The organism is Pseudomonas sp. TE3-3-F2023 (assembly GCF_036784815.1).
GTDB lineage: Bacteria > Pseudomonadota > Gammaproteobacteria > Pseudomonadales > Pseudomonadaceae > Aquipseudomonas > Aquipseudomonas pudica.
Genome location: NZ_CP145113.1, coordinates 1,856,979 through 1,880,971, shown reverse-complemented (window position 1 = coordinate 1,880,971; position 23,993 = coordinate 1,856,979). Strand labels below are relative to the sequence as shown.

General features: G+C 64.2%; 21 protein-coding genes and 1 pseudogene. 7 read left to right on the top strand and 15 right to left on the bottom strand.

Annotated elements, in window-relative coordinates; all coding sequences use genetic code 11:
- Positions 1 to 34 precede the first annotated feature (34 nt).
- The 5 genes and pseudogenes from V3314_RS08520 to pmbA form a co-directional block, all read right to left on the bottom strand.
- A pseudogene (locus tag V3314_RS08520) lies at positions 35 to 154 on the bottom strand (ZIP family metal transporter); the annotation flags it as partial.
- 11 nt (positions 155 to 165) lie between these two features.
- Positions 166 to 777 carry a superoxide dismutase gene (locus V3314_RS08515; RefSeq protein WP_085600619.1) on the bottom strand — a complete coding sequence of 204 codons (612 nt, stop codon included), beginning with the start codon at positions 775 to 777 and terminating at the stop codon, positions 166 to 168.
- A 75-nt stretch (positions 778 to 852) separates the two neighbouring features.
- Positions 853 to 2,229, bottom strand: a complete 1,377-nt coding sequence (locus V3314_RS08510) for a class II fumarate hydratase (protein ID WP_135001614.1) — start codon at positions 2,227 to 2,229, stop codon at positions 853 to 855.
- Positions 2,222 to 2,623 carry a FagA protein gene (locus tag V3314_RS08505; protein WP_196188643.1) on the bottom strand — a complete coding sequence of 134 codons (402 nt, stop codon included), beginning with the start codon at positions 2,621 to 2,623 and terminating at the stop codon, positions 2,222 to 2,224. The genes V3314_RS08510 and V3314_RS08505 overlap by 8 nt, the downstream gene beginning before the upstream one ends.
- 244 nt (positions 2,624 to 2,867) lie before the next feature.
- On the bottom strand, positions 2,868 to 4,214 hold the full coding sequence (gene pmbA / locus V3314_RS08500; protein WP_046615774.1) for a metalloprotease PmbA: 1,347 nt from the start codon (positions 4,212 to 4,214) through the stop codon (positions 2,868 to 2,870).
- A 108-nt stretch (positions 4,215 to 4,322) separates the two neighbouring features.
- Between pmbA and yjgA the strand changes: the two genes are divergently transcribed.
- Positions 4,323 to 4,844, top strand: coding sequence for a ribosome biogenesis factor YjgA (gene yjgA / locus V3314_RS08495; protein WP_003255152.1), 522 nt, complete (start codon positions 4,323 to 4,325; stop codon positions 4,842 to 4,844).
- Between the two features lie 118 nt (positions 4,845 to 4,962).
- On the opposite strand, the gene tldD is transcribed toward yjgA, so the two are convergent.
- The 8 genes from tldD to mreB form a co-directional block, all read right to left on the bottom strand.
- Entirely contained in the window at positions 4,963 to 6,402 is a 1,440-nt protein-coding gene (gene tldD, locus V3314_RS08490) for a metalloprotease TldD (protein ID WP_024086333.1), read from the bottom strand.
- 2 nt (positions 6,403 to 6,404) lie between these two features.
- Positions 6,405 to 7,256 (bottom strand): carbon-nitrogen hydrolase family protein, encoded by an 852-nt coding sequence (locus tag V3314_RS08485; RefSeq protein WP_085600624.1) that lies wholly within the window; start codon positions 7,254 to 7,256, stop codon positions 6,405 to 6,407.
- Between the two features lie 8 nt (positions 7,257 to 7,264).
- Positions 7,265 to 11,086 carry a YhdP family protein gene (locus V3314_RS08480; RefSeq protein WP_196188641.1) on the bottom strand — a complete coding sequence of 1,274 codons (3,822 nt, stop codon included), beginning with the start codon at positions 11,084 to 11,086 and terminating at the stop codon, positions 7,265 to 7,267.
- Between the two features lie 82 nt (positions 11,087 to 11,168).
- Positions 11,169 to 12,626 carry a ribonuclease G gene (gene rng / locus V3314_RS08475; protein ID WP_013971067.1) on the bottom strand — a complete coding sequence of 486 codons (1,458 nt, stop codon included), beginning with the start codon at positions 12,624 to 12,626 and terminating at the stop codon, positions 11,169 to 11,171.
- Positions 12,627 to 12,680: 54 nt separating this feature from the next.
- On the bottom strand, positions 12,681 to 13,292 hold the full coding sequence (locus V3314_RS08470) for a Maf family protein (protein WP_046615777.1): 612 nt from the start codon (positions 13,290 to 13,292) through the stop codon (positions 12,681 to 12,683).
- 33 nt (positions 13,293 to 13,325) lie between these two features.
- Positions 13,326 to 13,814, bottom strand: coding sequence for a rod shape-determining protein MreD (gene mreD, locus V3314_RS08465; protein WP_015269051.1), 489 nt, complete (start codon positions 13,812 to 13,814; stop codon positions 13,326 to 13,328).
- Positions 13,814 to 14,878 carry a rod shape-determining protein MreC gene (mreC, locus tag V3314_RS08460; RefSeq protein WP_080958491.1) on the bottom strand — a complete coding sequence of 355 codons (1,065 nt, stop codon included), beginning with the start codon at positions 14,876 to 14,878 and terminating at the stop codon, positions 13,814 to 13,816. Before mreC ends, mreD begins: the two co-directional genes overlap by 1 nt.
- Positions 14,879 to 15,044: 166 nt before the next feature.
- Positions 15,045 to 16,082: a rod shape-determining protein MreB gene (mreB, locus tag V3314_RS08455; RefSeq protein WP_003255163.1), complete on the bottom strand. Its 1,038-nt coding sequence runs from the start codon at positions 16,080 to 16,082 to the stop codon at positions 15,045 to 15,047.
- Between the two features lie 205 nt (positions 16,083 to 16,287).
- On the opposite strand from mreB, the gene gatC reads away from it, so the two are divergent.
- The 6 genes from gatC to V3314_RS08425 all read left to right on the top strand — a co-directional run bounded on the left by gatC (position 16,288) and on the right by V3314_RS08425 (position 21,485).
- Entirely contained in the window at positions 16,288 to 16,575 is a 288-nt protein-coding gene (gene gatC / locus V3314_RS08450) for an Asp-tRNA(Asn)/Glu-tRNA(Gln) amidotransferase subunit GatC (protein ID WP_003255165.1), read from the top strand.
- A 15-nt stretch (positions 16,576 to 16,590) separates the two neighbouring features.
- Positions 16,591 to 18,042, top strand: a complete 1,452-nt coding sequence (gene gatA, locus V3314_RS08445; RefSeq protein WP_024086328.1) for an Asp-tRNA(Asn)/Glu-tRNA(Gln) amidotransferase subunit GatA — start codon at positions 16,591 to 16,593, stop codon at positions 18,040 to 18,042.
- 11 nt (positions 18,043 to 18,053) lie between these two features.
- Positions 18,054 to 19,499, top strand: a complete 1,446-nt coding sequence (gene gatB, locus V3314_RS08440; protein WP_046615779.1) for an Asp-tRNA(Asn)/Glu-tRNA(Gln) amidotransferase subunit GatB — start codon at positions 18,054 to 18,056, stop codon at positions 19,497 to 19,499.
- Between the two features lie 125 nt (positions 19,500 to 19,624).
- Positions 19,625 to 19,999 carry a septal ring lytic transglycosylase RlpA family protein gene (locus V3314_RS08435; protein WP_046615780.1) on the top strand — a complete coding sequence of 125 codons (375 nt, stop codon included), beginning with the start codon at positions 19,625 to 19,627 and terminating at the stop codon, positions 19,997 to 19,999.
- Between the two features lie 60 nt (positions 20,000 to 20,059).
- Complete coding sequence (locus tag V3314_RS08430; protein WP_046615781.1) at positions 20,060 to 21,103, top strand: calcium/sodium antiporter; 1,044 nt, start codon at positions 20,060 to 20,062, stop codon at positions 21,101 to 21,103.
- 10 nt (positions 21,104 to 21,113) lie between these two features.
- On the top strand, positions 21,114 to 21,485 hold the full coding sequence (locus V3314_RS08425; protein ID WP_046615782.1) for a carboxymuconolactone decarboxylase family protein: 372 nt from the start codon (positions 21,114 to 21,116) through the stop codon (positions 21,483 to 21,485).
- Between the two features lie 119 nt (positions 21,486 to 21,604).
- Here V3314_RS08425 and V3314_RS08420 read toward each other — a convergent pair whose 3' ends face one another.
- Together V3314_RS08420 and V3314_RS08415 are read right to left on the bottom strand one after the other, a co-directional pair.
- Positions 21,605 to 22,963: an amino acid permease gene (locus V3314_RS08420; protein WP_046615783.1), complete on the bottom strand. Its 1,359-nt coding sequence runs from the start codon at positions 22,961 to 22,963 to the stop codon at positions 21,605 to 21,607.
- 56 nt (positions 22,964 to 23,019) lie between these two features.
- Positions 23,020 to 23,961 carry an AEC family transporter gene (locus V3314_RS08415; RefSeq protein ID WP_046615784.1) on the bottom strand — a complete coding sequence of 314 codons (942 nt, stop codon included), beginning with the start codon at positions 23,959 to 23,961 and terminating at the stop codon, positions 23,020 to 23,022.
- Positions 23,962 to 23,993: the final 32 nt, after the last annotated feature.

Genomic DNA, 23,993 nt, shown 5'->3' with positions numbered 1-23,993 from the left:
CGCAAGCCGATACACAGCCCCAAGCTGGCCAGGCAAGGTCCAACCAGGCGAAGCCGCGCGCCAATAGCAGCGCAGTGCCTGCCAGCAACAGCAAAGTCCCAAGCGCCAGCCGAAACAGGCGCACACGGCTGACAGTCATCACCTTGGAGCGCATACCGGAAAGGCTCACTTCAGGCTGTCGAGGTAGCGGCGCTCCACTTCCGACCAGTCAATGACGTTGTAGAAGGCACCGATGTATTCCGGGCGACGGTTCTGGTACTTCAGGTAGTACGCATGCTCCCACACATCCAGGCCGAGGATTGGCGTGTTGCCGTGCATCAACGGGCTGTCCTGATTGCCGCTGCTTTCCACTACGAGGGTTTTCTGCGGGGTCACGCTGAGCCAGGCCCAGCCACTACCGAAGCGGGTCAGCGCAGCCTTGGTGAAGGCCTCCTTGAAGGCATCGAAGCCGCCCAGCTGTTCCTCGATGGCCTGCGCCAGAGCGCCCTGCGGCTCTCCCCCACCCTGCGGTGACATCACGGTCCAGAACAGGCTGTGGTTGGCGTGCCCGCCGCCATGGTTGGTCACCGCACCACGCAGGAGTTCCGGTAATTGTCCGACCGCGCCGAGCAGTTTCTCCACCGGCCACTCAGCCCACTCGGTGCCTTCGATGGCGGCGTTGAGGCCATTGACGTAGGTCTGGTGATGCTTGGTGTGATGGATTTCCATGGTCTGCGCGTCGATGTGCGGTTCCAGCGCAGCGTAGGCGTAAGGCAGTGCAGGCAAGGTATGGGGCATATCGTTGAATTCCGTAGACATGGAGTAAGCGATGACCAACGCGGTCACCGCTGGCGCTTGGGCCGTGACTCGGGGTCAGATACCTCCGGCGGTGAGTTTTTCCGGGTTCAGCAACGCTTCCAGCTGGTCACGCGACAGGTCGGTGTGCTCCAGCGCCACGTCGATGATCGGGCGACCCTGCTTGTAGGCGGTCTTGGCGATTTCGGCGGCCTTCAGGTAGCCGATGATCGGGTTCAGCGCCGTGACCAGGATCGGGTTGCGCGCCAGGGCTTCCTTGAGCTTGCTTTCGTTGACCTTGAAGCTGGCGATGGCCTTGTCGGCCAGCAGGCGGCTGACGTTGGCCATCAGCTCGATGCTTTCCAGCAGGTTGCGGGCGATCACCGGCAGCATCACGTTCAGCTCGAAGTTGCCGGACTGGCCAGCGATGGCGATGGTGGCGTCATTGCCGATCACTTGGGCGGCGACCATGGCAGTGGCTTCCGGAATCACCGGATTGACCTTGCCCGGCATGATCGAAGAGCCCGGCTGCAGGCCTTGCAGCTCGATTTCGCCCAGCCCGGCCAGCGGGCCGGAGTTCATCCAGCGCAGGTCATTGGCGATCTTCATCAGCGCCACGGCGGCAGTCTTGAGCTGGCCAGACAGGGCCACGGCGGTGTCCTGCGAGCCGATCAGGGCGAACAGGTTCTGCCCGGGGGTGAACTCGACCTGGGTCAGGCTGCTGAGCTGGCGGGCAAAACCGGCAGCGAACTGCGGGTGGGCGTTGATGCCGGTACCCACGGCGGTGCCACCCTGGGCCAGCGCCTGCAGGTTTGGCAGGGTCGCTTCGATGTGAGCCTTGGCGCCATTGATCTGCGCCGCCCAGCCATCCAGCACCTGGCTCATGCGCACTGGCATGGCATCCATCAGGTGGGTGCGGCCGGTCTTCACGTACTGATGCACCTGCGCCGACTTGGCCTCGATCACCTGCACCAGGTGCGCCAGGGCTGGCAGCAGCTGCTCGTGCAGGGCCAGCGCGGCGCTGACGTGAATGGTGGTCGGGATGATGTCGTTGCTGCTCTGGCCGCAGTTGACGTGGTCGTTGGCGTTGACGGCCTCACCCAGCACGCGGCTGGCCAGAGTGGCGATAACCTCGTTGGCGTTCATGTTCGAACTGGTGCCGGAACCGGTCTGGAACACATCCACAGGGAAATGCTGGATGAAGTCCCCCGCCAGCAGCTGCTCAACTGCCGTTACGATGGCTTGGCCCTGCGCGGTCGACAGCTGTTCCAGTTCGACGTTGGCCTTGGCTGCGGCAGCCTTGGCCAGCAGCAGTGCACGAATGAACTGGGCCGGCATGCGCTGGCCGCTGATCGGGAAATTGTCGACCGCGCGCTGGGTCTGGGCACCGTACAGCGCCTGGGCCGGCACCTGCAGCTCGCCCATGCTGTCACGCTCGATACGGGTATCACTCATCATCAAATCCTTGCATCAGTTCATCGGGAGAAATCGACGGCAGCAGGCGGCAATTGGCCAACTGCAGGGCGAAGGGCTGCCAGCGCTGGTTCTGTGCCTCGCGATCGAGGTTGCGCAGGTCCAGCAGCGGGCGCCAGGCCTGGTCCAGGCAGAGGCAGCGCCAATGCCAGGGCAGCATGCGGTCGCAGGCGGTATCCAGCAGCAGGCGGAAGGAGGTCAGCGCCACCGTCCATGGCGAGGTTTCGGTGCAGCACACCAGGTAACGGCCTTCGGCCAGGTAATGCTCGATCAGGCGCGGTTCGTCGGGCTCGAGCGCACAGCGGATGCGTCGGCTGAGCCAGCGCCAGTTTTCCAGGTAGGGCAGTTCGCGGAGGACGGGTTTCATGAACATCATCGCCGGGTTACTGGATAATGATATTCATTATTAATTGATAAACAAAATCACTTCAAGTGGGAAGTGATGAAACAAAAACCCGGCGTGGGGGCCGGGTCTCTTTTGTTGCATTGAGAGATCTCTACTGCCTGCACCGGCCTCTTCGCGGGTAAACCCGCTCCCACAGGGACCGCGCCACACCTGAAGACTGCGCAATACTTGTGGGAGCGGGTTTACCCGCGAAGAGGCCGGTACAGGCTATGGATCAGCTACCAGCAACGGTCATCCGTTCGATAAGCACCGATCCGGTGTGAATGTTGCTGCGGGTCTCAAGATCGCTGCCAATCGCGACAATCTGCTGGAACATGTCTTTCATGTTCCCGGCAATGGTCACTTCCTGCACCGCGTGCTGAATCTCGCCATTCTCGACCCAGAACCCCGCCGCGCCACGGGAATAATCCCCCGTCACCATGTTCAGGCCATGCCCCATCAACTCGGTCACCAGCAACCCTCGGCCCATGCGCCGGATCAGCGCCGCCTGGTCTTCGACACCATGGCTGACGAACAGGTTGTGCACACCACCAGCGTTGGCCGTGCTTGGCAAACCCAGCTTGCGCCCGGAATAGGTACCCAGCAGGTACGACACCAACTCACCCTTGTCGACGAACGGCTTGGCATAGGTAGCCAAACCATCGCCGTCGAACGCGGCACTGCCAAGTGCCCGCGGAATGTGCGGGCGCTCGTCGAGGGTCAGCCAGCCAGGGAACAGGCGCTGACCAATGGTCCCCTCCAGGAACGAGGATTTACGGTACAGGTTGCCGCCGGAAATGGCCGACAGGAAGCTGCCGAACAGGCCACCGGCCAGCTCGGCCGAGAACAGCACCGGCACCTCACAGGTCGGCACCGGCCGCGCCCCCAGGCGGCTGGCGGCCCGCTGGGCAGCGCGCACGCCGATGCTACGCGGGTCGGCCAGCAAGTTACCCTGGCGGTTCACGTCGTACCAGTAGTCACGCTGCATCTGGCCGTCGCCTTCGGCGATCATCACGCAGCTCAGGCTGTGCCGGGTCGAGGCGTAGCCGCCGATGAAACCATGGCTGTTGCCATACACGCGGCAGCCCTGGTGGGTATTGAGGGTGGTGCCGTCGGCATTGAGGATACGCGGGTCGGCGTCGAATGCCGCCGCCTCGCAGGCCAGGGCCATCTCGATGGCCTTCTCCGGCTCGAGGTTCCAGTCGTGGTACAGGTCCAGGTCCGGGATCTCGCGAGCCATCAGCGCCGCGTCGGCCAGGCCGGAACATTCATCTTCGGAGGTATGCTTGGCAATCGCCAAAGCGGCGGCGACGGTTTCGCGGATTGCTTCCGGGCCACTGGCCGAAGTGCTGGCCGAGCCTTTGCGCTGGCCCACATACAGGGTGATGCCGAAGCCCTGGTCGCGGTTGAACTCGACCGTCTCGACCTCTCGCTGGCGTACCGTGGTGGACAGGCCCTGCTCCAGCGACACCGCCACTTCGCAGGCACTGGCCCCCTGGCGGCGCGCTTCGGCGATGATCGCCTCGACCTGCTCCTGCAATGCTGGCAGGTCTTTCGGACCTACGCTCTGGACTGCACTCATGGTTCTCTCCACTCAAATTCTGCGTTCGGCGAGGGTCATTCTACGACCGGGCCGGACAAGCGGCCCCCGACTGGTTATCATGGCGGCGATTTCTAGCGGACTGCCACCATGGTTGATTCAAACGACGACGCCTTCGACGGCGAAAAAAGCAAAACCCAGATCAAGCGCGAGCTGCATGCGCTGGTCGAACTCGGCGAGCGCCTTACCACGCTCAAGGCCGATACCCTGGCTCGCCTGCCGTTGACCGACGAGCTGCGCAAGGCCCTGGCCGAAGCCAGCAAGCACACCGCTCACGGTGCCCGCAAACGCCACATGTCGTTTGTCGGCAAGCTGATGCGCGTACAGGACCTGGATGCCATCCACGCCTTGCTCGAACAGATGGACAGCTCGACACGCCAGTACAACGAACGCTTCCACAGCCTGGAGCGCTGGCGTGACCGGTTGATCGACGGTAACGACGAAGACCTCGAGCGCTTCGTCAACGAATACCCCGACACCGACCGCCAGCAACTGCGCTCGCTGGTGCGCCATGCCCAGCACGAGAAGGCGCGGAACAAACCGCCTGCCGCCGCGCGCAAAGTGTTCAAGTACATCCGCGATCTCGACGAGCTGCAGCGCGGGTTGCGCTGATCACCCTGGGGCCGCTTTTCGGCCCATTCGCAGCACAAGGCTGCTCCTACAGAAATACGCGATCCCTGTAGGAGCAGCCTTGTGCTGCGAATGGACCGCAAAGCGGTCCCCGAAGACATCACGCCCCTGTACCGCCCACGGTAATCGCATCCAGCTTCAAGGTCGGCTGCCCGACCCCCACCGGCACCGACTGCCCGTCCTTGCCGCAAGTCCCTACCCCGCTATCCAGCGCCAGGTCGTTACCGACCATCGACACCCGGCTCATCGCTTCCGGGCCATTGCCGATCAGGGTCGCTCCTTTCACCGGCGCGGTAATCTTGCCGTCTTCGATCAGGTAGGCCTCACTGGTCGAGAACACGAACTTACCGCTGGTGATGTCCACCTGGCCACCGCCGAGGTTGGCGCAGTAGATGCCCTTCTTCACCGAAGCGATGATTTCCTGCGGGTCGCTTTCGCCGGCACGCATGTAGGTGTTGGTCATGCGCGGCATCGGCAGGTGCGCGTAGGATTCGCGGCGGCCGTTACCGGTGACCGCCATGCCCATCAGGCGCGCGTTCAGTTTGTCCTGCATGTAGCCCTTGAGCACACCGTTCTCGATCAGCGTGGTGCACTCGGTCGGGGTGCCTTCGTCATCCACGCTCAGCGAGCCGCGGCGGCCCTCGAGAGTGCCGTCGTCGACGATGGTGCACAGGCTCGATGCCACCTTCTCGCCAATGCGGCCGCTGAACGCCGAACTACCCTTGCGGTTGAAGTCACCTTCCAGACCATGGCCGACGGCCTCGTGCAGCAGCACGCCCGACCAGCCCGAACCCAGCACCACCGGCAGGGTACCAGCCGGTGCCGGGATCGCCTCCAGGTTCACCAGGGCCTGGCGCAGCGCTTCGCGGGCATAGCCCATGACCCGCTCTTCGGTGAAGAAGCGGTAGTCGGTACGCCCGCCACCGCCTTGCCCGCCACGCTCGCGGCGGCCATTCTGCTCGACGATGACGCTGACGTTGAAGCGCACCAGCGGGCGCACGTCGGCGGCCAGGCTGCCATCGGCCGCAGCGATCAGGATGCGCTCCCAGACCCCGGCCATGCTCACACTGACCTGCTGGATACGCGGGTCCAGGGCGCGGGTGGCGGCGTCGACACGCTTGAGCAGCTCGACCTTCTCGGCACGACTGAGCACATCCAGCGGGTTGTCCGCCGGATAAAGGGCGGTCACGTCCTGGCTGCGGAAGGCCTGTACCTTGCCGTTCTGCCCGGCACGGGAGATTGAACGGGCGGCACGGGCTGCCGAGGTCAGCGCTTCGAGGTTGATTGCGTTGCTGTAGGCAAAGCCGGTCTTTTCACCGGACTGGGCACGCACGCCCACGCCTTGGTCGAGGTTGAAACTGCCCTCTTTGACGATGCCGTCTTCCAGCGCCCAGGTTTCCGAGATCTGACCCTGGAAATACAGGTCGGCGGCATCGATGCCGGGGCCGGCCAACTCACCCAGCACGCTCTGCAGGCTGTCCAGGGTCAAGCCGCCTGGGGCCAGGAGCTGCTCGCTGACGGTGGATAACATCTGGCTCATAGTCACTCCGAGGTGTGCGCAGGCCGCAACGCGCCCTGCGAGAAAAAGCGCCGGTGCGATACCACCGGCATGCGCGCCCGGATGGACGCTTGTTCGTCAATGTCGCGCTCGGCGAGCAGTACCGCTTCACCTTGCGCCTGTTCCGCGACGATGCGCCCCCAGGGGTCGACGATCGCCGCATGGCCATGGGTTTCCCGTGGCCCCGGGTGAGTTCCGCCTTGTGCCGCAGCCAGCAGGTAGCACTGGGTCTCGATGGCCCGAGCACGCACCAGTACTTCCCAGTGCGCCGCGCCCGTTACCGCAGTGAAAGCGGCCGGCGCAGTGATCAGTTCCGCGCCGGCGGCGCGCAGTGCGCTGTACAGTTCGGGGAAGCGCAGGTCGTAGCACACGCTCAGCCCCAGCCGCCCCACCGGCGTATCGGCCACCACCACCTGGGCGCCGTGGGCGTAGTCGTCGGACTCGCGGTAGCGGCCACGGTTGTCAGCAACGTCCACATCGAACAGGTGCAACTTGTCATAGCGTGCCGCCACTTCACCGTGTTCGTCGATCAACAGCGAGCAGGCATGGGCCTTGGCTTCGGGCTGGCCGACCGGTGGCAATGGCAAGGTACCTGCGACAATCCATAACTTGAGGTCGCGGGCGGTGCGTTTCAACCATGGCAGGATCGGACCTTCACCCAACGCTTCGGCGCGGCCGATGGCAGCGGCGTCCTTGCGGCCCATGGCGGCGAAGTTTTCCGGCAGCACAGCCAGCCTTGCACCGCCAATGGCGGCCTGCTCCAGCAGGGCACCGGCGCGCTGCAGGTTGGCCAGCACATCGTCCTGGCTGACCATCTGTATGACAGCTGCCTTCATGGGCACTCCTAGCGGGATTTCTCGAAAGGTTTCACAAATGTGATTCTAGGCTCTTTCACAGGACCTTCGACACGGTAGTGCACGCTGGCGAAGCGCGACACGCGGTCGCCGATCAGCCGGTCGACCAGGAACAGCGCCCCGCCCACGGCCGGCGCGCCGACAATCAGGGCCGCCAGCGGCAGGTTGTTGGTCACTGGCAGGCTCACCTGCAGGTTGGCATCGACCCGGTCGCTTACCAGGTCCAGGGTACCGTCCAGCTCAAAGTTGCTCGATGGGCCGGTCACGGCGATTGGCTCGCGGGTCACGTAGACACCGTCACTGGCCACCAGCAAGCCTTTGACCCGGTCGTAGGCCAAGCCCTTGTCGAACAGGTCGGAGAAGTCCAGGCGCAAGCGCCGGCCAATGGAGTTGAAGTTCAGCAGGCCGAACACCCGCAGCGCCTGGGCACTGCCTTCGACCTCGACGAACTGACCGGTGCGCAGCGCTGCATCCATGCTGCCGGAGAAGCGCTTGAGGCTCACCGAGGCCGGCGAACCCGGCCAGCGGCCATCCACATCCAGACGGAAGTCGCGGCTGGTCACGGTCGGGGCAAAGCCCCAGGCCTTGAGCACATCCGCCAGGTTCTTGCCGTCCAGGCGCCCTTTGTACCAGCTGCTGGTGCTGCCCGGCTCGCCTTCCCAGCCGCCGCCACCATCGATACGCAGGCCCTTGAAGTCGAGGTCGATGTCGCTGGCGGTCACGCCACGCGCGGTCGGCCGCAACTTGAGCGACGCACTGCCGTACAGGTCGTCACCGCGATAGAGCTTGTCGATGCTCAGGTCCAGCGCCGGCACCTTGCGCGGGTCGAATGAAGCCAATGGGTCCGGGCCCTCCTCGGCCTGCTTTTCAGCATCGGTGGCAGCGGGCAGGCGCAGGGTCTGCATGCGCACGACCATGGGCGCGCCCTTGGCATCCGGCACCCGTGCGTTGCCGATAACCTCCCTGCTATCGAGGCGCAGATCCCAGGCAGCGCCACCACGGGCAAGACGCACCACGGCCTGGTTCAGATCCATGCCGAAGGCTTTCAGTTGGCCAATGCTCAGGTCGACTCCTTGCAGGTTCTGCCGCGCGCTGCCACCCGGATCGCCACCCACCAATTGCGCCGCCCGTTCTTGCCAGGGCGCCAGGTCCAGTGCCTGCAGGCGGCCGCGTACTCGCAGGCCCTGCCCGGCAGGTAGCTGGGCGTCACCTGCGCCCAGCAACAACTCGCCACGGCCCTGGGCCAGTTTGTCGGCCGGAGCGGCGTAGGCAAAGCGGGCAAGGTCGCCATAGGCCGCGTCGAAGCGCCGCTCAGGGCCTTGCAGGCTCATGCTGAAACGGCTATCACGGGCATCCGCCGCAGCCTTGCCGAACGGTGCCGGCAGGTCGATGGCCAAGCCCTTGAGACTGGAGTCGACACGTAGTCGGTTGTCTCGACTACCCAGGCTGACCTGCAACTGGTAGGGCAGGTCGCCCGAAACCGGCAAGGCCTGCTTGAACTGCAGCCAGTCGGTCAGCGCCTTGAGCGAGACCTGGCCATTGGCGTTGATGCGGGTCTGCATCTGCCCTGGCTGGCCTTCGGCCGTGATTTGCGCCGTCACCGGCTTGCCGAAGGCCTGCAGGCTGATGCCCTTGCCGCTCAGGCCCTTGTCGAAATCGAAACTGAAGTCGCCCTTCAGGCGGCTCAACTCCAGATTCGGCGGTGCCAACTTCAGCCGCGCATCGTCGGTGGCAAAGTCCACCTGCACTTTCGGCCGCTGCCCGTGGGCCAGCGGAATGTCGAGCTTGACCTTGCCCTTGAGCGGTCCCTCGCCCTCCCAGCCTGCGAATATCTCACCAGTGCCGATTGGCGCTTCCTTGAGAATCTTCAGGCCATCGCCCAGACTGCCGTCGAAGTTGCCATCGAGGTACAGGTGGCTTTGCTGGCCCTCGTCGACATGCGGGATGTCGACGCTCACATCGCTGACTTTGGTGTCGAGCAATACGCCCCGCTCGGCCTTGACGCGCACGCCACTGTCCTCGATGAACACATCGCCATCCACGTGCTGCACCTGCGGCCAGCCCGGCTGGAAGTCCAGGGCGGCATCACGCACCTTGAAGAACAGGCTGATGCTGCGCGCTTCCGGCGCGACGCCATGGTTCAGCGAGCCCTGATACTGGAAGTAGCCTTCGTCCACCGTGCCTTTGACGATCGCACTGCGCAGCCATTCGTCGAGGGCGGGGCTGAGCACCTCGGGCAGGTACTTGGCGGTGTAGCGGCCATCGCCTTCGGTCAGGCCGACGCGCAGGTCCATGTAATCCTCGCGGCCCTCCTCGAACAACAGGCGAATGAGGAAGTCACCGGCGATCTTGCCCTCCTCGCCGAGTACCTTGAGGTAAGGCGCGACCAGGGTGAAACCTTCCTTGTCCAAGGCCCAGGTCAGGCGCGCATTGGCCTTCTGGTAGTGCCAGGGTTTGGCGAAGATCGGGTAAAGGTGCAGCATGAACGCATCGGTATCAAGGCGCAGTTCGCCGTGGCCGAGGTCACCGCTGATGCTGCCGCTGACATTACCGGCTGCCGGGGCATTGTGATAGGCATCGAAACCGACCTTCTCCAGATTGGCTTCGAATTGCAGACGCTGGTCACCTTCGGCCTTGGGCCGCGCCTCCAGGCGCACATTGCGCAGCGCGCCGGTCACTTTCAGGCCATCGATCACGGCCATGACCTTGTCCGGCAGCGGCGCGAGAGCATCGATCAGCGGGGTCAACGGCGTGAGGTCAAGGCGGTCGGCCTGCACTTGCCAGCTTTCCGTGGCAGCGTCCTCGCCTGCACGCTGCTGCAACTGCAGGTGCGACTCCCAACGGGTCTTGCCAACGTCCATGGCCAGGGAGTCGACCACCACATCGAAGCCTTGCTCCCGTCGCTGGAACCAGGCACCCAGCGCCAGGTTGGTCAGCTTGGCCGCCTTTCGCCCGACATAGGCGCCCTGCAGCTCCGGTGCATTGAGGCGTACGACGGCCTGCTGCAACTGCCCCTTGCGCCAATCGACCCAGAACTCGCCGCCGGCCCGCAGGGCGTCGGCATGCCACTGGCCCAGCAGGCGAGGCGGCAGCCAACGCGCCCAGTCACTCTGTGGCAGGCTCAGGTAGGCTTCGACCTGGCCGTCGCGCCAGGTGTTGGCCGTGGCCCGGCCGCGCAGGTTCAGCGACAGGGGTTGGCCATCGGGCAGAGTCGCGCGCAGGTCCAGAGCATGGCGCGAAGCCCCGGCTTGCAGCCCGACGCTCACATAAGTCAGGGTCAACGGGTCGCGCTGCCAGGGGTGCAGGGTGACCTGGCTGTCGAACACATCGATACGGCCCAACTGGCGCAGGCGCTGCAACAACTCGGCAGGATCGAGCGGCGAATCATCTTTCTTCGGCAGGCCTTCGAGGCTCCAGGCGCCCTGTTCGTTCTCGCGCAGGATCAGTTGCAGGCCGCCCAACTGAATGCGTGCAAGGCGTACCTCGCGGGCGGTGATGCTGGCCCAGACATCGGGTACTACCTTGACGTCGTCCAGGCGCAGGGCCGTGGCCCCCTCGCCCAGTTGCAGGTCGCGCACCCTCAGTACCGGTGCCAGGCCGCTCCAGCGGCCTTCCAGGGCACCAACGTGCACAGGCAGGCCCAAAGACTGTTCGGCCTTGCTCTCCACATCGGCGCGGTACTCGGCCACCAACGGCACCAGTTCGCGGCCGAGGCTGACATACAGCGCCACCAACACCGCCAGCAGGGCGCAAAAGCCCAGCCCCCAGCGGGTCAAGGCGACAAGAACGCGGGTCAGACGTCCCATGGCCATGGCCCTCCAGGTCGTTTATCCATGATGGCCCGTCGTGCCGGTTTTGCCAGCCCGGCCCACCTGCGGCGCGTTTCAGAAGGCCTCAGAGCAGCACCACATCGTATTGTTCCTGCGAATACATCGACTCCACCTGGAAACGAATGGTTCGGCCGATGAAGGCCTCAAGCTCCGCGACGTTACCGGACTCTTCATCCAGCAACCGGTCGACCACCTTCTGGTTGGCCAGCACGCGGTAGCCTTCGGCCTGGTACGCGCGGGCCTCGCGCAGGATCTCGCGGAAGATTTCGTAACAGATAGTCTCGGGGGTTTTCAGCTTGCCACGGCCCTGACAGGCCAGGCAGGGCTCGCACAGCACCTGTTCCAGGCTTTCCCGCGTGCGCTTGCGGGTCATCTGCACCAGGCCCAGCTCGGTGATGCCGATGATGTTGGTCTTGGCGTGATCGCGCTCCAGCTGCTTTTCCAGAGTGCGCAGCACCTGGCGCTGGTGCTCTTCGTCTTCCATGTCGATGAAGTCGATGATGATGATGCCGCCGATGTTGCGCAGGCGCAGCTGCCGGGCGATGGCGGTGGCGGCCTCGAGGTTGGTCTTGAAGATGGTCTCTTCAAGGTTCCGATGGCCGACGAAGGCGCCGGTATTCACATCGATGGTGGTCATCGCTTCAGCCGGGTCGACCACCAGGTAGCCACCGGATTTCAGCGGCACCTTGCGTTCCAGCGCACGCTGGATCTCGTCCTCGACGCCGTACAGGTCGAAAATCGGCCGTTCGCCCGGGTAGTGCTCGAGGCGATCGGCAATTTCCGGCATCAGCTCGCCAACGAACTGCGTGGTCTTCTGGAAGGTTTCCCGCGAGTCGATGCGGATCTTCTCGATCTTCGGGTTGACCAGGTCGCGCAGGGTGCGCAGGGCCAGGCCCAGGTCCTCGTAGATGACCGTGGGCGCGCCGCAGGTCTTGATCTGGGTGCCAATCTGCTCCCACAGGCGGCGCAGGTAGCGAATATCCTGCAGGATCTCTTCAGCGCGTGCGCCTTCGGCAGCGGTACGCAGGATGAAGCCACCGGCGTCCTTGATGTTCTCGCTTTCCATGCAGTCGCTGACCACCTGCTTGAGGCGCTCGCGCTCGGCTTCGTCCTCGATCTTCAGCGAAATGCCGACATGGCTGCTGCGGGGCATGTACACCAGGTAGCGCGACGGGATCGACAGCTGGGTAGTCAGACGCGCGCCCTTGGTGCCGATCGGGTCCTTGGTCACCTGCACCACCAAGGCCTGCCCCTCGTGCACCAGGGCGGTAATGTTTTCTACCGCAGAGCCTTCGCGCTGGGATATTTCCGAGGCATGGATGAATGCCGCGCGCTCCAGGCCGATATCGACGAAAGCCGCCTGCATGCCCGGCAGCACGCGCACCACCTTGCCTTTGTAGATATTGCCGACGATGCCCCGGCGCTGGGTGCGCTCGACATGCACTTCCTGCAGCACCCCGTTTTCCACCACCGCCACGCGCGACTCCATCGGGGTGATGTTGATCAGGATCTCTTCACTCATGGCAGGCTCTCGTCAAAGGTCTTTGGTAATGATGGATGGCGTATGCAGTGCTGGCTACCGCTGGTTTGTTACCTCTGGCGTATGCGCGGGCGATTGCCAGCAGGCAATGCCGAATTGGCCAAGCAGTTCGGCCGTTTCACTGAGGGGCAAGCCGACCACCGCCGAGTAGCTGCCGGAAAGGCCGGTGACGAACACCGCTCCCAAGCCCTGGATGGCATAGCCGCCGGCCTTGTCCGCGGGCTCGCCGCTGGCCCAGTAGCGTTGCGCTTCCTCGGCGCTGATCGCACGGAAGCGCACCTTGCTGGTGACGCACAGGCTTTGCACGCGCGGTCCATCACTCAGGGCGACCGCAGTCAGTACGTGGTGCTCGCGGCCCGAAAGGTCGGCCAGCATGGCCAGAGCATCTTCGCGGTTTTCCGGTTTGCCAAGAATACGACCATCGAGCACCACGGCAGTGTCTGCGCCCAGCACCACAGCCTGGCCTTCGATGCAGGCCAGGCCGGCGGCGGCCTTGGCCCGGGCCAGGCGCTCGACGTAGGCCGGGGCGCTTTCATCGGGCAGCGGAGTTTCATCGATGGGGGCGCTGACGACGCTGAACGGCACCCCGATCTGGGTCAGCAATTCACGACGACGAGGCGAGCCTGAGGCCAGGTATAGCGGGGTCATGCAGACATCTCCCTGTCAGTCGCGGCGGCGCCGTCAGTTGATATGCAAGCGTCGGCGCAGATCGCGCAGGGCGAAACTGATCCACGGCCAGAGCAAGGCGCTGATCACCGCCGACCAGACCAGTGCCAGGGTGGGCAGGCGGTTGCCGGTCAGCGCGCTGAGCCACAGCTGGATCAGCTGGGCGATGCCGAAGATCACCAGGATCACCAGGCTCTGCTGCCACATGGGGAACATGCGCAGGCGCTGCTGCAACGACAGCACCAGGAAGGTGATGAGGGTGAGGATCAGCGCGTTCTGCCCCAGCAGGGTTCCGTACAGCACGTCCTCGGCCAGGCCCAGCACGAACGCGGTGGTCATGCCGACCTTGTTCGGTACGGCGAGGGTCCAGAACGACACCAGCAAGGCCAGCCACATGGGCCGGAACACTTCCATGAACTGCGGCATGGGCGAGACGCTGAGCAGCAGGCCGATGGCGAAAGTCAGCCAGATGACCCAGCCGTTGTTGCGGCGTGATGCAGCCATCATTGCCTCCGGGTGTGAGCGGGTGCGGCAGGCGCGGTAGCCGGCGTGGCAGGTGCAGCAGCCGGGGCTGCAGGTTGCGCTGCCGGGGCTGCCGGGGCCGCTGGTGTAGCCGGCGTGGCAGGTGCGCTGCCAGCTGGTGCGCCTTGCTCGACCGTCGCAGCCGGCTGGCCTGCAGCCGAGGTCCCCTTGCGGTCAGCCTCTTCCTGGGCGATGGCGGCATCGGTGGCGCGCTGTTCCGGGCTGCGCCGGTCGCTGAACACCAACAGCATGTAGCGGCTGCGGTTGAGCGCGGCGGTGGGGATGGCACGAACGATGGCGAACGGCTGGCCGGAATCGTGGATCACTTCATTGACCGTGGCCACCGGGTAACCGGCCGGGAACCGTTGACCCATGCCGGAACTGACCAGCAGGTCGCCTTCCTTGATGTCGGCGGTATCGGCCACATGGCGCAGTTCCAGGCGCTCCGGGTTGCCGGTGCCGCTGGCGATGGCGCGCAGGCCGTTGCGGTTGACCTGCACCGGGATGCTATGGGTGGTATCGGTCAGCAACAGTACCCGCGAGGTGTATGGCATCAGCTCGACCACCTGGCCCATCAGGCCACGGGCATCGAGCACCGGCTGGCCAAGGAACACGCCATCACGCTCGCCCTTGTTGATCAGGATGCGGTGGGTGAACGGGTTGGGGTCGACACCGATCAGCTCGGCCACTTCGACTTTTTCGTTGACCAGCGCCGAGGAGTTGAGCAATTCGCGCAAGCGCACGTTCTGCTCGGTCAGGGCCGCCAGCTTCTGCAGGCGCCCCTGCAGCAGCAGGGCTTCGGTCTTGAGCTTTTCGTTTTCGGCAATCAGTTCGGTGCGGCTGCCGAACTGGCCGGCCACACCTTGCCACGCACGTTGCGGCAGGTCGGTGATCCAGTACGACTCCATGAGTACCAGGCCCATCTGGCTGCGCACGGGCTTGAGCACGTCGAAGCGCGCGTCGACAACCATCAACGCGACCGACATCACCACCAGGACGAGCAGGCGAACGCCCAGCGAAGGGCCCTTGGAGAAAAGCGGTTTAATGGGCCGTTCCTCGTGGACGACTCAGGAGGTCATTGGACATGGGACAACGCACCAGCCTGGTTGCGGGTTGATGGATACGGCGCCCCGAACGGGCGCCAGCCCAGCACATACAGGTAGCACTGTGCGTACTACCTGTAAACCGGACGCTCGTGAACAGCGAGCGGGATCACTCGCTGGAGAGCAGGTCCATCGCGTGCTTGTCCATCATCTCCAGGGCGCGACCACCGCCACGGGCGACGCAGGTCAGCGGGTCTTCGGCGACGATCACCGGCAGGCCGGTTTCCTGGGCCAGCAGCTTGTCCAGGTCACGCAGCAGTGCGCCACCACCGGTCAGCACCAGGCCACGCTCGGCGATGTCCGAGGCCAGCTCGGGCGGCGATTGCTCCAGCGCACTCTTGACCGCCTGGACGATGGTCGCCAGGGATTCCTGCAGCGCTTCGAGCACTTCGTTGGAGTTCAGGGTGAAGGCACGCGGTACGCCCTCGGCCAGGTTGCGGCCGCGCACGTCGACTTCACGCACTTCGCCACCCGGGTAGGCGGTACCGATCTCCTGCTTGATGCGCTCGGCGGTGGACTCGCCGATCAGGCTGCCGTAGTTGCGGCGCACGTAGGTGACGATAGCTTCGTCGAAGCGGTCGCCGCCAACGCGCACGGATTCCGCATAGACCACGCCGTTCAGGGAGATGAGCGCGATTTCAGTGGTACCACCACCGATATCGACGACCATCGAACCGCGGGCTTCCTCGACCGGCAGGCCGGCACCGATGGCGGCAGCCATAGGCTCTTCGATCAGGAACACTTCGCGGGCACCGGCACCCAAGGCCGACTCGCGGATGGCGCGGCGCTCTACCTGGGTGGACTTGCACGGCACGCAGATCAGCACGCGCGGGCTCGGCTGCAGGAAGCTGTTCTCGTGAACCTTGTTGATAAAATATTGCAACATTTTTTCGCAGACGCTGAAGTCGGCGATGACGCCGTCCTTCATCGGACGAATGGCAGCAATGTTGCCAGGCGTGCGGCCCAGCATGCGCTTGGCTTCGGTACCGACGGCGACGACGCTTTTCTGGTTGCCATGGGTACGGATGGCAACAACCGAGGGCTCATTCAGGACGATACCGCGCTCACGCACGTAAATAAGGGTGTTGGCAGTACCCAGGTCGATGGACAGATCGCTGGAAAACATGCCACGCAGTTTCTTGAACATGGGAAAGTGACCCTGGGGAAAGCGTGGGTAAAAAAGTGCGGCAAACTCTAACAATGGCAGGGATTTTGGGCAAGGAGCCAATATGTTAAATTGGCTGTTTTTCCGAGCACGCCAGCAGAATTTCGCGGCCGTTAGACCGCCAGAAAGCTGACATGTTCCTCACTGCGGACCCAAATTCCGGTCTTTGTTTCCCCTGGAGATCCCCATGGCGCTTGAACGCTGCGACGTGGAAAAGATCGCCCATCTGGCCCGTCTGGGCCTGAATGATGGCGAACTGCCACGCATTACTGACGCACTGAACAGCATTCTCGGGCTGGTCGACCAGATGCAAGCGGTCGACACTACCGGCATCGAGCCACTGGCCCACCCCCTGGAGGCCAGCCAGCGCCTGCGTCCCGACCAGGTCACCGAGAGCAACCAACGCGACGCCTACCAGGCCATCGCGCCGTCGACCGAAAGCGGTCTGTACCTGGTTCCCAAAGTCATCGAGTAAGGGATAGAGCCTGCCATGCATCAATTGACCCTGGCCGAGATCGCCCGCGGACTCGCCGACAAGTCGTTTTCCTCCGAAGAGCTGACCGGCGCCCTGCTGGCGCGCATCAAGCAGCTCGACCCGCAGATCAACAGCTTCATCAGTGTCACCGAAGATCTGGCCCTGGGCCAGGCGCGTGCAGCCGACGCCCGTCGCGCCGCTGGCGAAACCGGGGCGCTGCTCGGTGCACCGATCGCCCACAAGGACCTGTTCTGCACCAACGGCGTACGCACCAGCTGCGGCTCGAAGATGCTCGACAACTTCAAGGCGCCGTATGACGCCACCGTGGTTGCCAAGCTGGCGGAAGCCGGCATGGTCACCCTGGGCAAGACCAACATGGACGAATTCGCCATGGGTTCGGCCAACGAATCCAGCCACTACGGCGCGGTGAAGAATCCATGGAACCTCGAGCACGTCCCGGGCGGCTCGTCGGGCGGTTCGGCCGCGGCAGTGGCTGCACGCCTGCTGCCAGCCACCACCGGCACCGACACCGGCGGTTCGATCCGCCAACCGGCGGCACTGACCAACCTCACCGGCCTCAAACCGACCTACGGCCGCGTGTCGCGCTGGGGCATGATCGCCTACGCCTCCAGCCTCGACCAGGGTGGCCCGCTGGCCCGTACTGCCGAAGACTGCGCCCTGCTGCTGCAAGGCATGGCCGGTTTCGACGCCAAGGACTCCACCAGCATCGAAGAGCCTGTGCCTGACTACAGCGCCAACCTGAATGCTTCGCTGCAGGGCCTGCGCATCGGCCTGCCGAAGGAGTACTTCGGTGCCGGCCTCGACCCACGCATCGCCGACCTGGTCCAGGCCAGCGTCAAGGAGCTGGAAAAGCTCGGCGCGGTGGTCAAGGAAATCAGCCTGCCGAACATGCAGCACGCCATCCCGGCCTACTACGTGATCGCCCCTGCTGAAGCCTCGTCAAACCTGTCGCGTTTCGACGGCGTGCGCTTCGGCTACCGCTGTGAAAACCCGAAAGACCTCACCGACCTGTACAAGCGTTCGCGTGGCGAAGGCTTCGGTGTCGAAGTGCAGCGCCGCATCATGGTCGGCACCTACGCCCTGTCGGCCGGCTACTACGACGCCTACTACGTGAAGGCGCAGCAGATCCGCCGCCTGATCAAGAACGACTTCATGGCCGCCTTCAACGACGTCGACCTGATCCTCGGCCCGACCACGCCAAACCCGGCCTGGAAGCTCGGTGCCAAGAGCAGCGACCCGGTCGCCGCGTACCTGGAAGACGTCTACACCATCACCGCCAACCTGGCGGGCCTGCCGGGCCTGTCGATGCCGGCCGGCTTCGTCGATGGCCTGCCGGTCGGCGTGCAGCTGCTGGCGCCATACTTCCAGGAAGGCCGCCTGCTCAACGTCGCGCACCGCTACCAGCAAGTGACCGACTGGCACACCCGCGCCCCCAACGGCTTCTGAGGAATTCACACATGCAATGGGAAGTTGTGATCGGGCTGGAAATCCACACTCAGCTCGCCACCCAGTCGAAGATTTTCTCCGGCAGCGCCACCACCTTCGGTTCCGAGCCGAACACCCAGGCCAGCCTGGTTGACCTGGGCATGCCTGGCGTACTGCCAGTACTGAACCAGGAAGCCGTGCGCATGGCGTGCATGTTCGGCCTGGCCATCGATGCCGAGATCGGCAAGCGCAACGTGTTCGCGCGCAAGAACTACTTCTACCCGGACCTGCCCAAAGGCTACCAGATCAGCCAGATGGACCTGCCGATCGTCGGCAAGGGCCACCTGGACATCGCCCTGGAAGACGGCACCATCAAGCGCATCGGGGTAACCCGCGCGCACCTGGAAGAAGACGCCGGCAAGAGCCTGCACGAAGACTTCAGCGGCTCCACCGGCATCGACCTGAACCGCGCAGGCACCCCGCTGCTGGAAATCGTCTCCGAGCCTGACATGCGCAGTGCCAAGGAAGCCGTGGCCTACGTCAAGGCGATCCACGCGCTGGTGCGTTACCTGGGCATCTGCGACGGCAACATGGCCGAAGGCTCGCTGCGTTGCGACTGCAACGTGTCGATTCGCCCGAAAGGCCAGGCCGAGTTCGGCACCCGCTGCGAGATCAAGAACGTCAACTCGTTCCGCTTCATCGAGCGCGCGATCAACAGCGAGATCCAGCGCCAGATCGACCTGATCGAGGACGGCGGCAAGGTGGTACAGGAAACCCGCCTGTACGACCCGAACAAGGACGAGACCCGCTCCATGCGCAGCAAGGAGGAAGCCAACGACTACCGTTACTTCCCCGACCCGGACCTGCTGCCAGTGGTGATCGAGGACAGCTTCCTCGAAACCGTCCGCGCCGGCTTGCCGGAACTGCCGACGCAGAAGGTCGAGCGCTTCCAGAACCAGTACGGCCTGTCGGCCTACGACGCCAACGTGCTGGCTTCCAGCCGCGAACAGGCGGACTACTTCGAAGAAGTGGTGAAGATCGGTGGCGATGCCAAGCTGGCTGCCAACTGGGTCATGGTCGAGCTGGGCAGCCTGCTGAACAAGCTGGGCATCGAGATCGACCAGGCGCCGGTCAGCGCCGCACAGCTGGGCGGCATGCTGTTGCGCATCCGCGACAACACCATCAGCGGCAAGATCGCCAAGACCGTGTTCGAGGCCATGGCCGCCGGTGAAGGCGATGCCGACAGCATCATCGAAAGCAAAGGCCTGAAGCAGGTCACCGATACCGGTGCGATCGACAAGATGCTCGACGAAGTGCTGGCGGCCAACGCCGAGCAGGTCCAACAGTACCGCGCAGCCGACGAGGCCAAGCGTGGCAAGATGTTCGGTTTCTTCGTCGGCCAGGCGATGAAAGCCTCCAAAGGCAAAGCCAACCCGGGGCAAGTGAACCAATTGCTCAAGGCCAAGCTCGAAGGGTGATTGTTTTACCCCTGTAGTCCTGCGAGGGCTTCGCCCTCGTTCGCGGCTGAAGCAGCTCCCACAGGTACAGCGCCGTACCTGTGGGAGCGGCTTTAGCCGCGGATGGCCGCACCGGAGCATTCGAATTGCTAAAGCGATCCCTGAGCACCCTCGCCCTCTTCTCCCTGCTGGCCGGCTGCGCCAGCCAGGACATCGACCCCGACGGTTACGACAAGACCGGCACCGCTTCCTATTACGGCGCGCGTCACCACGGCAAACGCACCGCCAGCGGCGAACCATTCAACCAGCACGGGCTCACCGCCGCCCACCGCAGCCTGCCCTTCGGCACACGGGTACGGGTGACCAACCTGGCCAACCAGCGCAGCGTCGTGGTGCGTATCAACGACCGTGGCCCGCATACCCGCGGCCGCCTGATCGATCTTTCACGTGCCGCCGCAGAAAAAATCGGCATGATCCGTAGCGGAACCGCGCGCGTGCGAGTACAAGGGCTTAGCGACTGACGCGACAGGAGTCCGACCATTTTCGACCTGGCTATCCTTCCCACCTTCAGCCTCCTGCAACTGGGCATCGCCCTGCTGTTGCTGATCGGCGGCGCCGAACTGCTGGTACGCGCAGCGCTGCGCCTGGCCCAGCGCCTGCACGTACGCCCTCTGATCATCGGCCTGAGCCTGGTGGCTTTCGGCAGCACTGCCCCGCAGATGACCGTGAGCCTGCAGGCCGCCTACCAGGGCGCGCCAGATGTGGCGGTGGGCAGCGTTATCGGCAGCAACATTTTCAACGTACTGGTCATCCTCGGCCTGGCCGCACTGATCATCCCGCTGCGCGTGTCGCGGCAACTGGTGCGCCTGGACATTCCACTGATGATCGTCGCCAGCGGCCTGGTCTACGCGTTATCCGCCAACGGCCACCTGGGCCGGGCCGAAGGGGTGTTGCTGCTGATCGGCCTGGCCGGCTACCTGGCAATGCTTTGGCACCAGTCGCGCCACTACGCCCGCACCTACCCCGCACCGGCCACTGTCACCAGCAGCACCGGGCGCTTCTGGTCAGGCACGCTGCTGCAGGTGCTGGCCGGCCTGGGTCTGCTGAGCCTGGCGGGTCACTTGTTGCTTGAAGCCGCCGTGGAGGTGGCCACCGACCTGGGGCTGTCAGAGCGCATCATCGGCCTTACCGTCGTTGCCATCTGCACTTCGCTGCCGGAACTGGCTGCTGCGCTGATCGCCGCCCTGCGCGGTGAACGAGAAATCGCCGTGGGAACAGTGATAGGCAGCAACCTGTTGAACCTGCTGGCGGTGCTGGGCCTGACCGCACTGGTCGCTCCCGAGCCGCTGTCGATCTCGCCCAACGCCTTGGCCTTCGACCTGCCGGTAATGCTGGGTGTTGCTGCGCTGAGCCTGCCGGTGTTCTATTCCGGTTACCGCATCACCCGCGCCGAAGGCCTGGTGTTCCTTTGCCTGTACCTGGCCTATGGGCTGCACGTGGCGGCGTTCACCATGGGCATGCCACTGGCCGGCCGCCTGGAGCGGTTGATGCTGTTCTACGTACTGCCGGTGCTCGCCATGGTGTTGCTGTACACCACCGCACGAGCCTGGCGCCGCCAACACTAAGGAAAACAACATGGCTGACAGCAAGAAAACCGGCGAACAGATTCGGCGCCAGGTCATGGGCGATGCGTTCGTCGACCGCGCCTTGGGCAATGCCACCGACTTTACCCAACCGCTGCAGGACTTCGTCAACGAACATGCCTGGGGCAGCGTGTGGGCCCGCGACGGGCTGCCGCTGAAAACCCGCAGCCTGATTACCCTGGCTACGCTGACCGCACTCAAGTGCCCGCAGGAGCTCAAGGGGCATGTGCGCGGTGCGTTGAACAATGGCTGTACGGTGGAGGAGATTCGCGAAGCGCTGCTGCATTGCGCGGTGTATGCGGGGGTGCCGGCGGCGATTGATGCGTTCCGTGCGGCACAGGAAGTGATCGACAGTTATCAATAGGTAGCCTGTACCGGCCTCTTCGCGGGCACGCCCGCTCCCACAGGGACCCTACAGGCTCTGAGACCTGTGCAGTACCTGTGGGAGCGGGCGTGCCCGCGAAGAGGCCGGTACTGTGTTACCTACCTGGCCTGGCGAGCCTTCTTCATCTTGAAGGCCACCCACAGCACCAGGATCCACCCCGGAATCAGCATCACCGAGATGCGAATCGGCGGGGTCAGGTACATCACCACCAGGATCAGCACGATGAACGCCAGGCACAGGTAGTTGGTGACCGGATGCCCCCAGCTTTTGTAGAACGGGGTAATCCCGGCCGCCAGCTTGGCCTTGCGGAACTTCAGATGGGTGATGCTGATGCTCGCCCAGTTGATCACCAGCGCCGACACTGCCAGGGCCATCAGCAAACCAAAGGCTTCACCCGGCATCAGGTAGTTGATCAGCACGCACAGCCCGGTGGCGAAAGCCGACACACCCAGCGCGGTCAGCGGCACGCCGCTACGGCTTACCTTCAGCAACTGACGCGGTGCGTCGCCCTGGCTGGCCAGGCCGAACAGCATGCGGCTGTTGGCGTACACGCAGCTGTTGTATACCGACAGCGCGGCCGTCAGCACCACGATATTGAGGATGGTCGCCACCAGGTCACTGTCCAGTTCGTGGAAGATCATCACGAACGGGCTGCCACCCTGCACCACCTTCTGCCACGGGTACAGCGAAAGCAGCACCGCCAGGGCACCGATGTAGAAGATGAGGATGCGGTACACCACCTGGTTGGTGGCTTTGGGGATGCTCTGACGCGGGTTGTCGGCCTCGGCGGCGGTGATGCCCACCAGTTCCAGGCCACCGAACGAGAACATGATCACTGCCAGTGCCATCACCAGGCCGCTGACGCCGTTGGGGAAGAAACCACCGTACTGCCAGAGGTTTGCCACGCTGGCGTCCGGGCCGCCATGGCCGCTGGCCAGCAGCCAGGCGCCGAAGCCGATCATGCTGACGATGGCCACTACCTTGACCAGAGCGAACCAGAACTCCATCTCGCCGTAGACCTTCACCTGGGTCAGGTTGATCAGGTTGATCACCACGAAGAAGATCGCCGCCGTGGCCCAGGTGGGGAAGCCGGGCCACCAGTACTGCACGTAGATACCCACCGCTGTCAGCTCGGCCATGCCGACCAGTACGTACACCACCCAATAGTTCCAGCCCGAGACGAAGCCGGCGAACTCGCTCCAGTACTGGTGGGCGAAGTGGCTGAAGCTGCCGGCCACCGGCTCTTCCACCACCATCTCACCGAGCTGGCGCATGATCAGGAAGGCCATCAGGCCGGCAATGGCGTAGCCCAGCAGGACGGAGGGGCCGGCCAGCTGGATGGTCTGGGCAATGCCCAGGAACAACCCGGTACCGATGGCCCCACCCAGCGCGATCAGCTGGATATGGCGATTCTTCAGCCCGCGCTGTAACCGCTCGGGCGTGCTCTGGTCTTGCATGAAGTGTCCTTTATCTCAGTGAGGCTGTGTTTTTTGTGTTGTTTGCAGTCAAGGATCTAGATCCATCCGCCCCACTGCAAGATGAAAATACCAATGTTGGTGGTGATCGCCGCCATTAGCGTGGTAATCACGATGATCGACGCCGCCAGCTCATGGTTGCCGTTGGCCGCCCGCGCCATGACGTAGCTGGCCGCTGCGGTCGGGCTGCCGATGTACAGGAACAGGATGCCCAGCTCGGCGCCGCGGAAGCCGCATAGCCAGGCGCCGAGGGTACCGAGCAGCGGTAGCCAGACCATCTTCACCAGGCTGGCGTCGATGGCCAGCCTGCCACTGTCGCGCAGCGCCGCCATCGACAGCGTGCCACCGATGCAGATCAGCGCCAGCGGCAGGGTCATCTGCGCCAGGTAGTCGCCCGAGGTGAGCAGCCAGTTGGGCAGCGGCACCTGGCCGTACGCCATGGGCGTGGCCACCAGCACACTGATGATCAGCGGGTTGCTGAGGATGCTTTTGCAGATGCTCCACGGGTCGGACTTCAGGTCCGGGCTGTACACCGCCAGCACCACTGCCGACAGCGAGTTGTACATGAGGATGACCAGGCCGGCGAGCACCGCACCCAGGGAGATGCCGTAGTCGCCGTAGAGACTGGCGGCCAGGGCCAGGCCGATCACGCCGTTGTTGCCACGGAACGCACCCTGGGTATAGATGCCCCGGTCGGCCAGCGGGCTGCGCCAGATGGCCAGGCCCCAGGCTATGGCGAAGCCGGCCAGGGTGGCGACGATGAAATAAAGAAGGACGCCGGGTTTGACCGCCGTGGCCAGGTCGGCGTGATAGATGCCGAGGAACAGCAGCGCCGGCATGCACACGTTGAACACCAACTGTGAGGCGACGCGGTTGAAATTGTCGTCGATCAGGCGGATACGTTTGAGCAGCACGCCCATGAACAGCATGGCGAAGACCGGGGCCGTGATGTTCAGTGTCTGGATAAGAAGGGCGAGCATGCGCAAGCGATCCTGGAGGGGGTTGCCGTTAG

Bases quoted from the DNA above. Each gene is read 5' to 3' on its own strand.
- V3314_RS08510 (WP_135001614.1), bottom strand. From the start codon at position 2,229: ATGAGTGATACCCGTATCGAGCGTGACAGCATGGGCGAGCTGCAGGTG.
- rng (WP_013971067.1), bottom strand. From the start codon at position 12,626: ATGAGTGAAGAGATCCTGATCAACATCACCCCGATGGAGTCGCGCGTG.
- gatB (WP_046615779.1), top strand. From the start codon at position 18,054: ATGCAATGGGAAGTTGTGATCGGGCTGGAAATCCACACTCAGCTCGCC.
- V3314_RS08515 (WP_085600619.1), bottom strand. From the start codon at position 777: ATGCCCCATACCTTGCCTGCACTGCCTTACGCCTACGCTGCGCTGGAA.
- V3314_RS08485 (WP_085600624.1), bottom strand. From the start codon at position 7,256: ATGAAGGCAGCTGTCATACAGATGGTCAGCCAGGACGATGTGCTGGCC.
- mreD (WP_015269051.1), bottom strand. From the start codon at position 13,814: ATGGCTGCATCACGCCGCAACAACGGCTGGGTCATCTGGCTGACTTTC.
- tldD (WP_024086333.1), bottom strand. From the start codon at position 6,402: ATGAGCCAGATGTTATCCACCGTCAGCGAGCAGCTCCTGGCCCCAGGC.
- mreB (WP_003255163.1), bottom strand. From the start codon at position 16,082: ATGTTCAAGAAACTGCGTGGCATGTTTTCCAGCGATCTGTCCATCGAC.
- yjgA (WP_003255152.1), top strand. From the start codon at position 4,323: ATGGTTGATTCAAACGACGACGCCTTCGACGGCGAAAAAAGCAAAACC.
- V3314_RS08420 (WP_046615783.1), bottom strand. From the start codon at position 22,963: ATGCAAGACCAGAGCACGCCCGAGCGGTTACAGCGCGGGCTGAAGAAT.
- V3314_RS08415 (WP_046615784.1), bottom strand. From the start codon at position 23,961: ATGCTCGCCCTTCTTATCCAGACACTGAACATCACGGCCCCGGTCTTC.
- gatC (WP_003255165.1), top strand. From the start codon at position 16,288: ATGGCGCTTGAACGCTGCGACGTGGAAAAGATCGCCCATCTGGCCCGT.
- V3314_RS08505 (WP_196188643.1), bottom strand. From the start codon at position 2,623: ATGATGTTCATGAAACCCGTCCTCCGCGAACTGCCCTACCTGGAAAAC.
- pmbA (WP_046615774.1), bottom strand. From the start codon at position 4,214: ATGAGTGCAGTCCAGAGCGTAGGTCCGAAAGACCTGCCAGCATTGCAG.
- V3314_RS08470 (WP_046615777.1), bottom strand. From the start codon at position 13,292: ATGACCCCGCTATACCTGGCCTCAGGCTCGCCTCGTCGTCGTGAATTG.
- V3314_RS08480 (WP_196188641.1), bottom strand. From the start codon at position 11,086: ATGGCCATGGGACGTCTGACCCGCGTTCTTGTCGCCTTGACCCGCTGG.
- V3314_RS08425 (WP_046615782.1), top strand. From the start codon at position 21,114: ATGGCTGACAGCAAGAAAACCGGCGAACAGATTCGGCGCCAGGTCATG.
- gatA (WP_024086328.1), top strand. From the start codon at position 16,591: ATGCATCAATTGACCCTGGCCGAGATCGCCCGCGGACTCGCCGACAAG.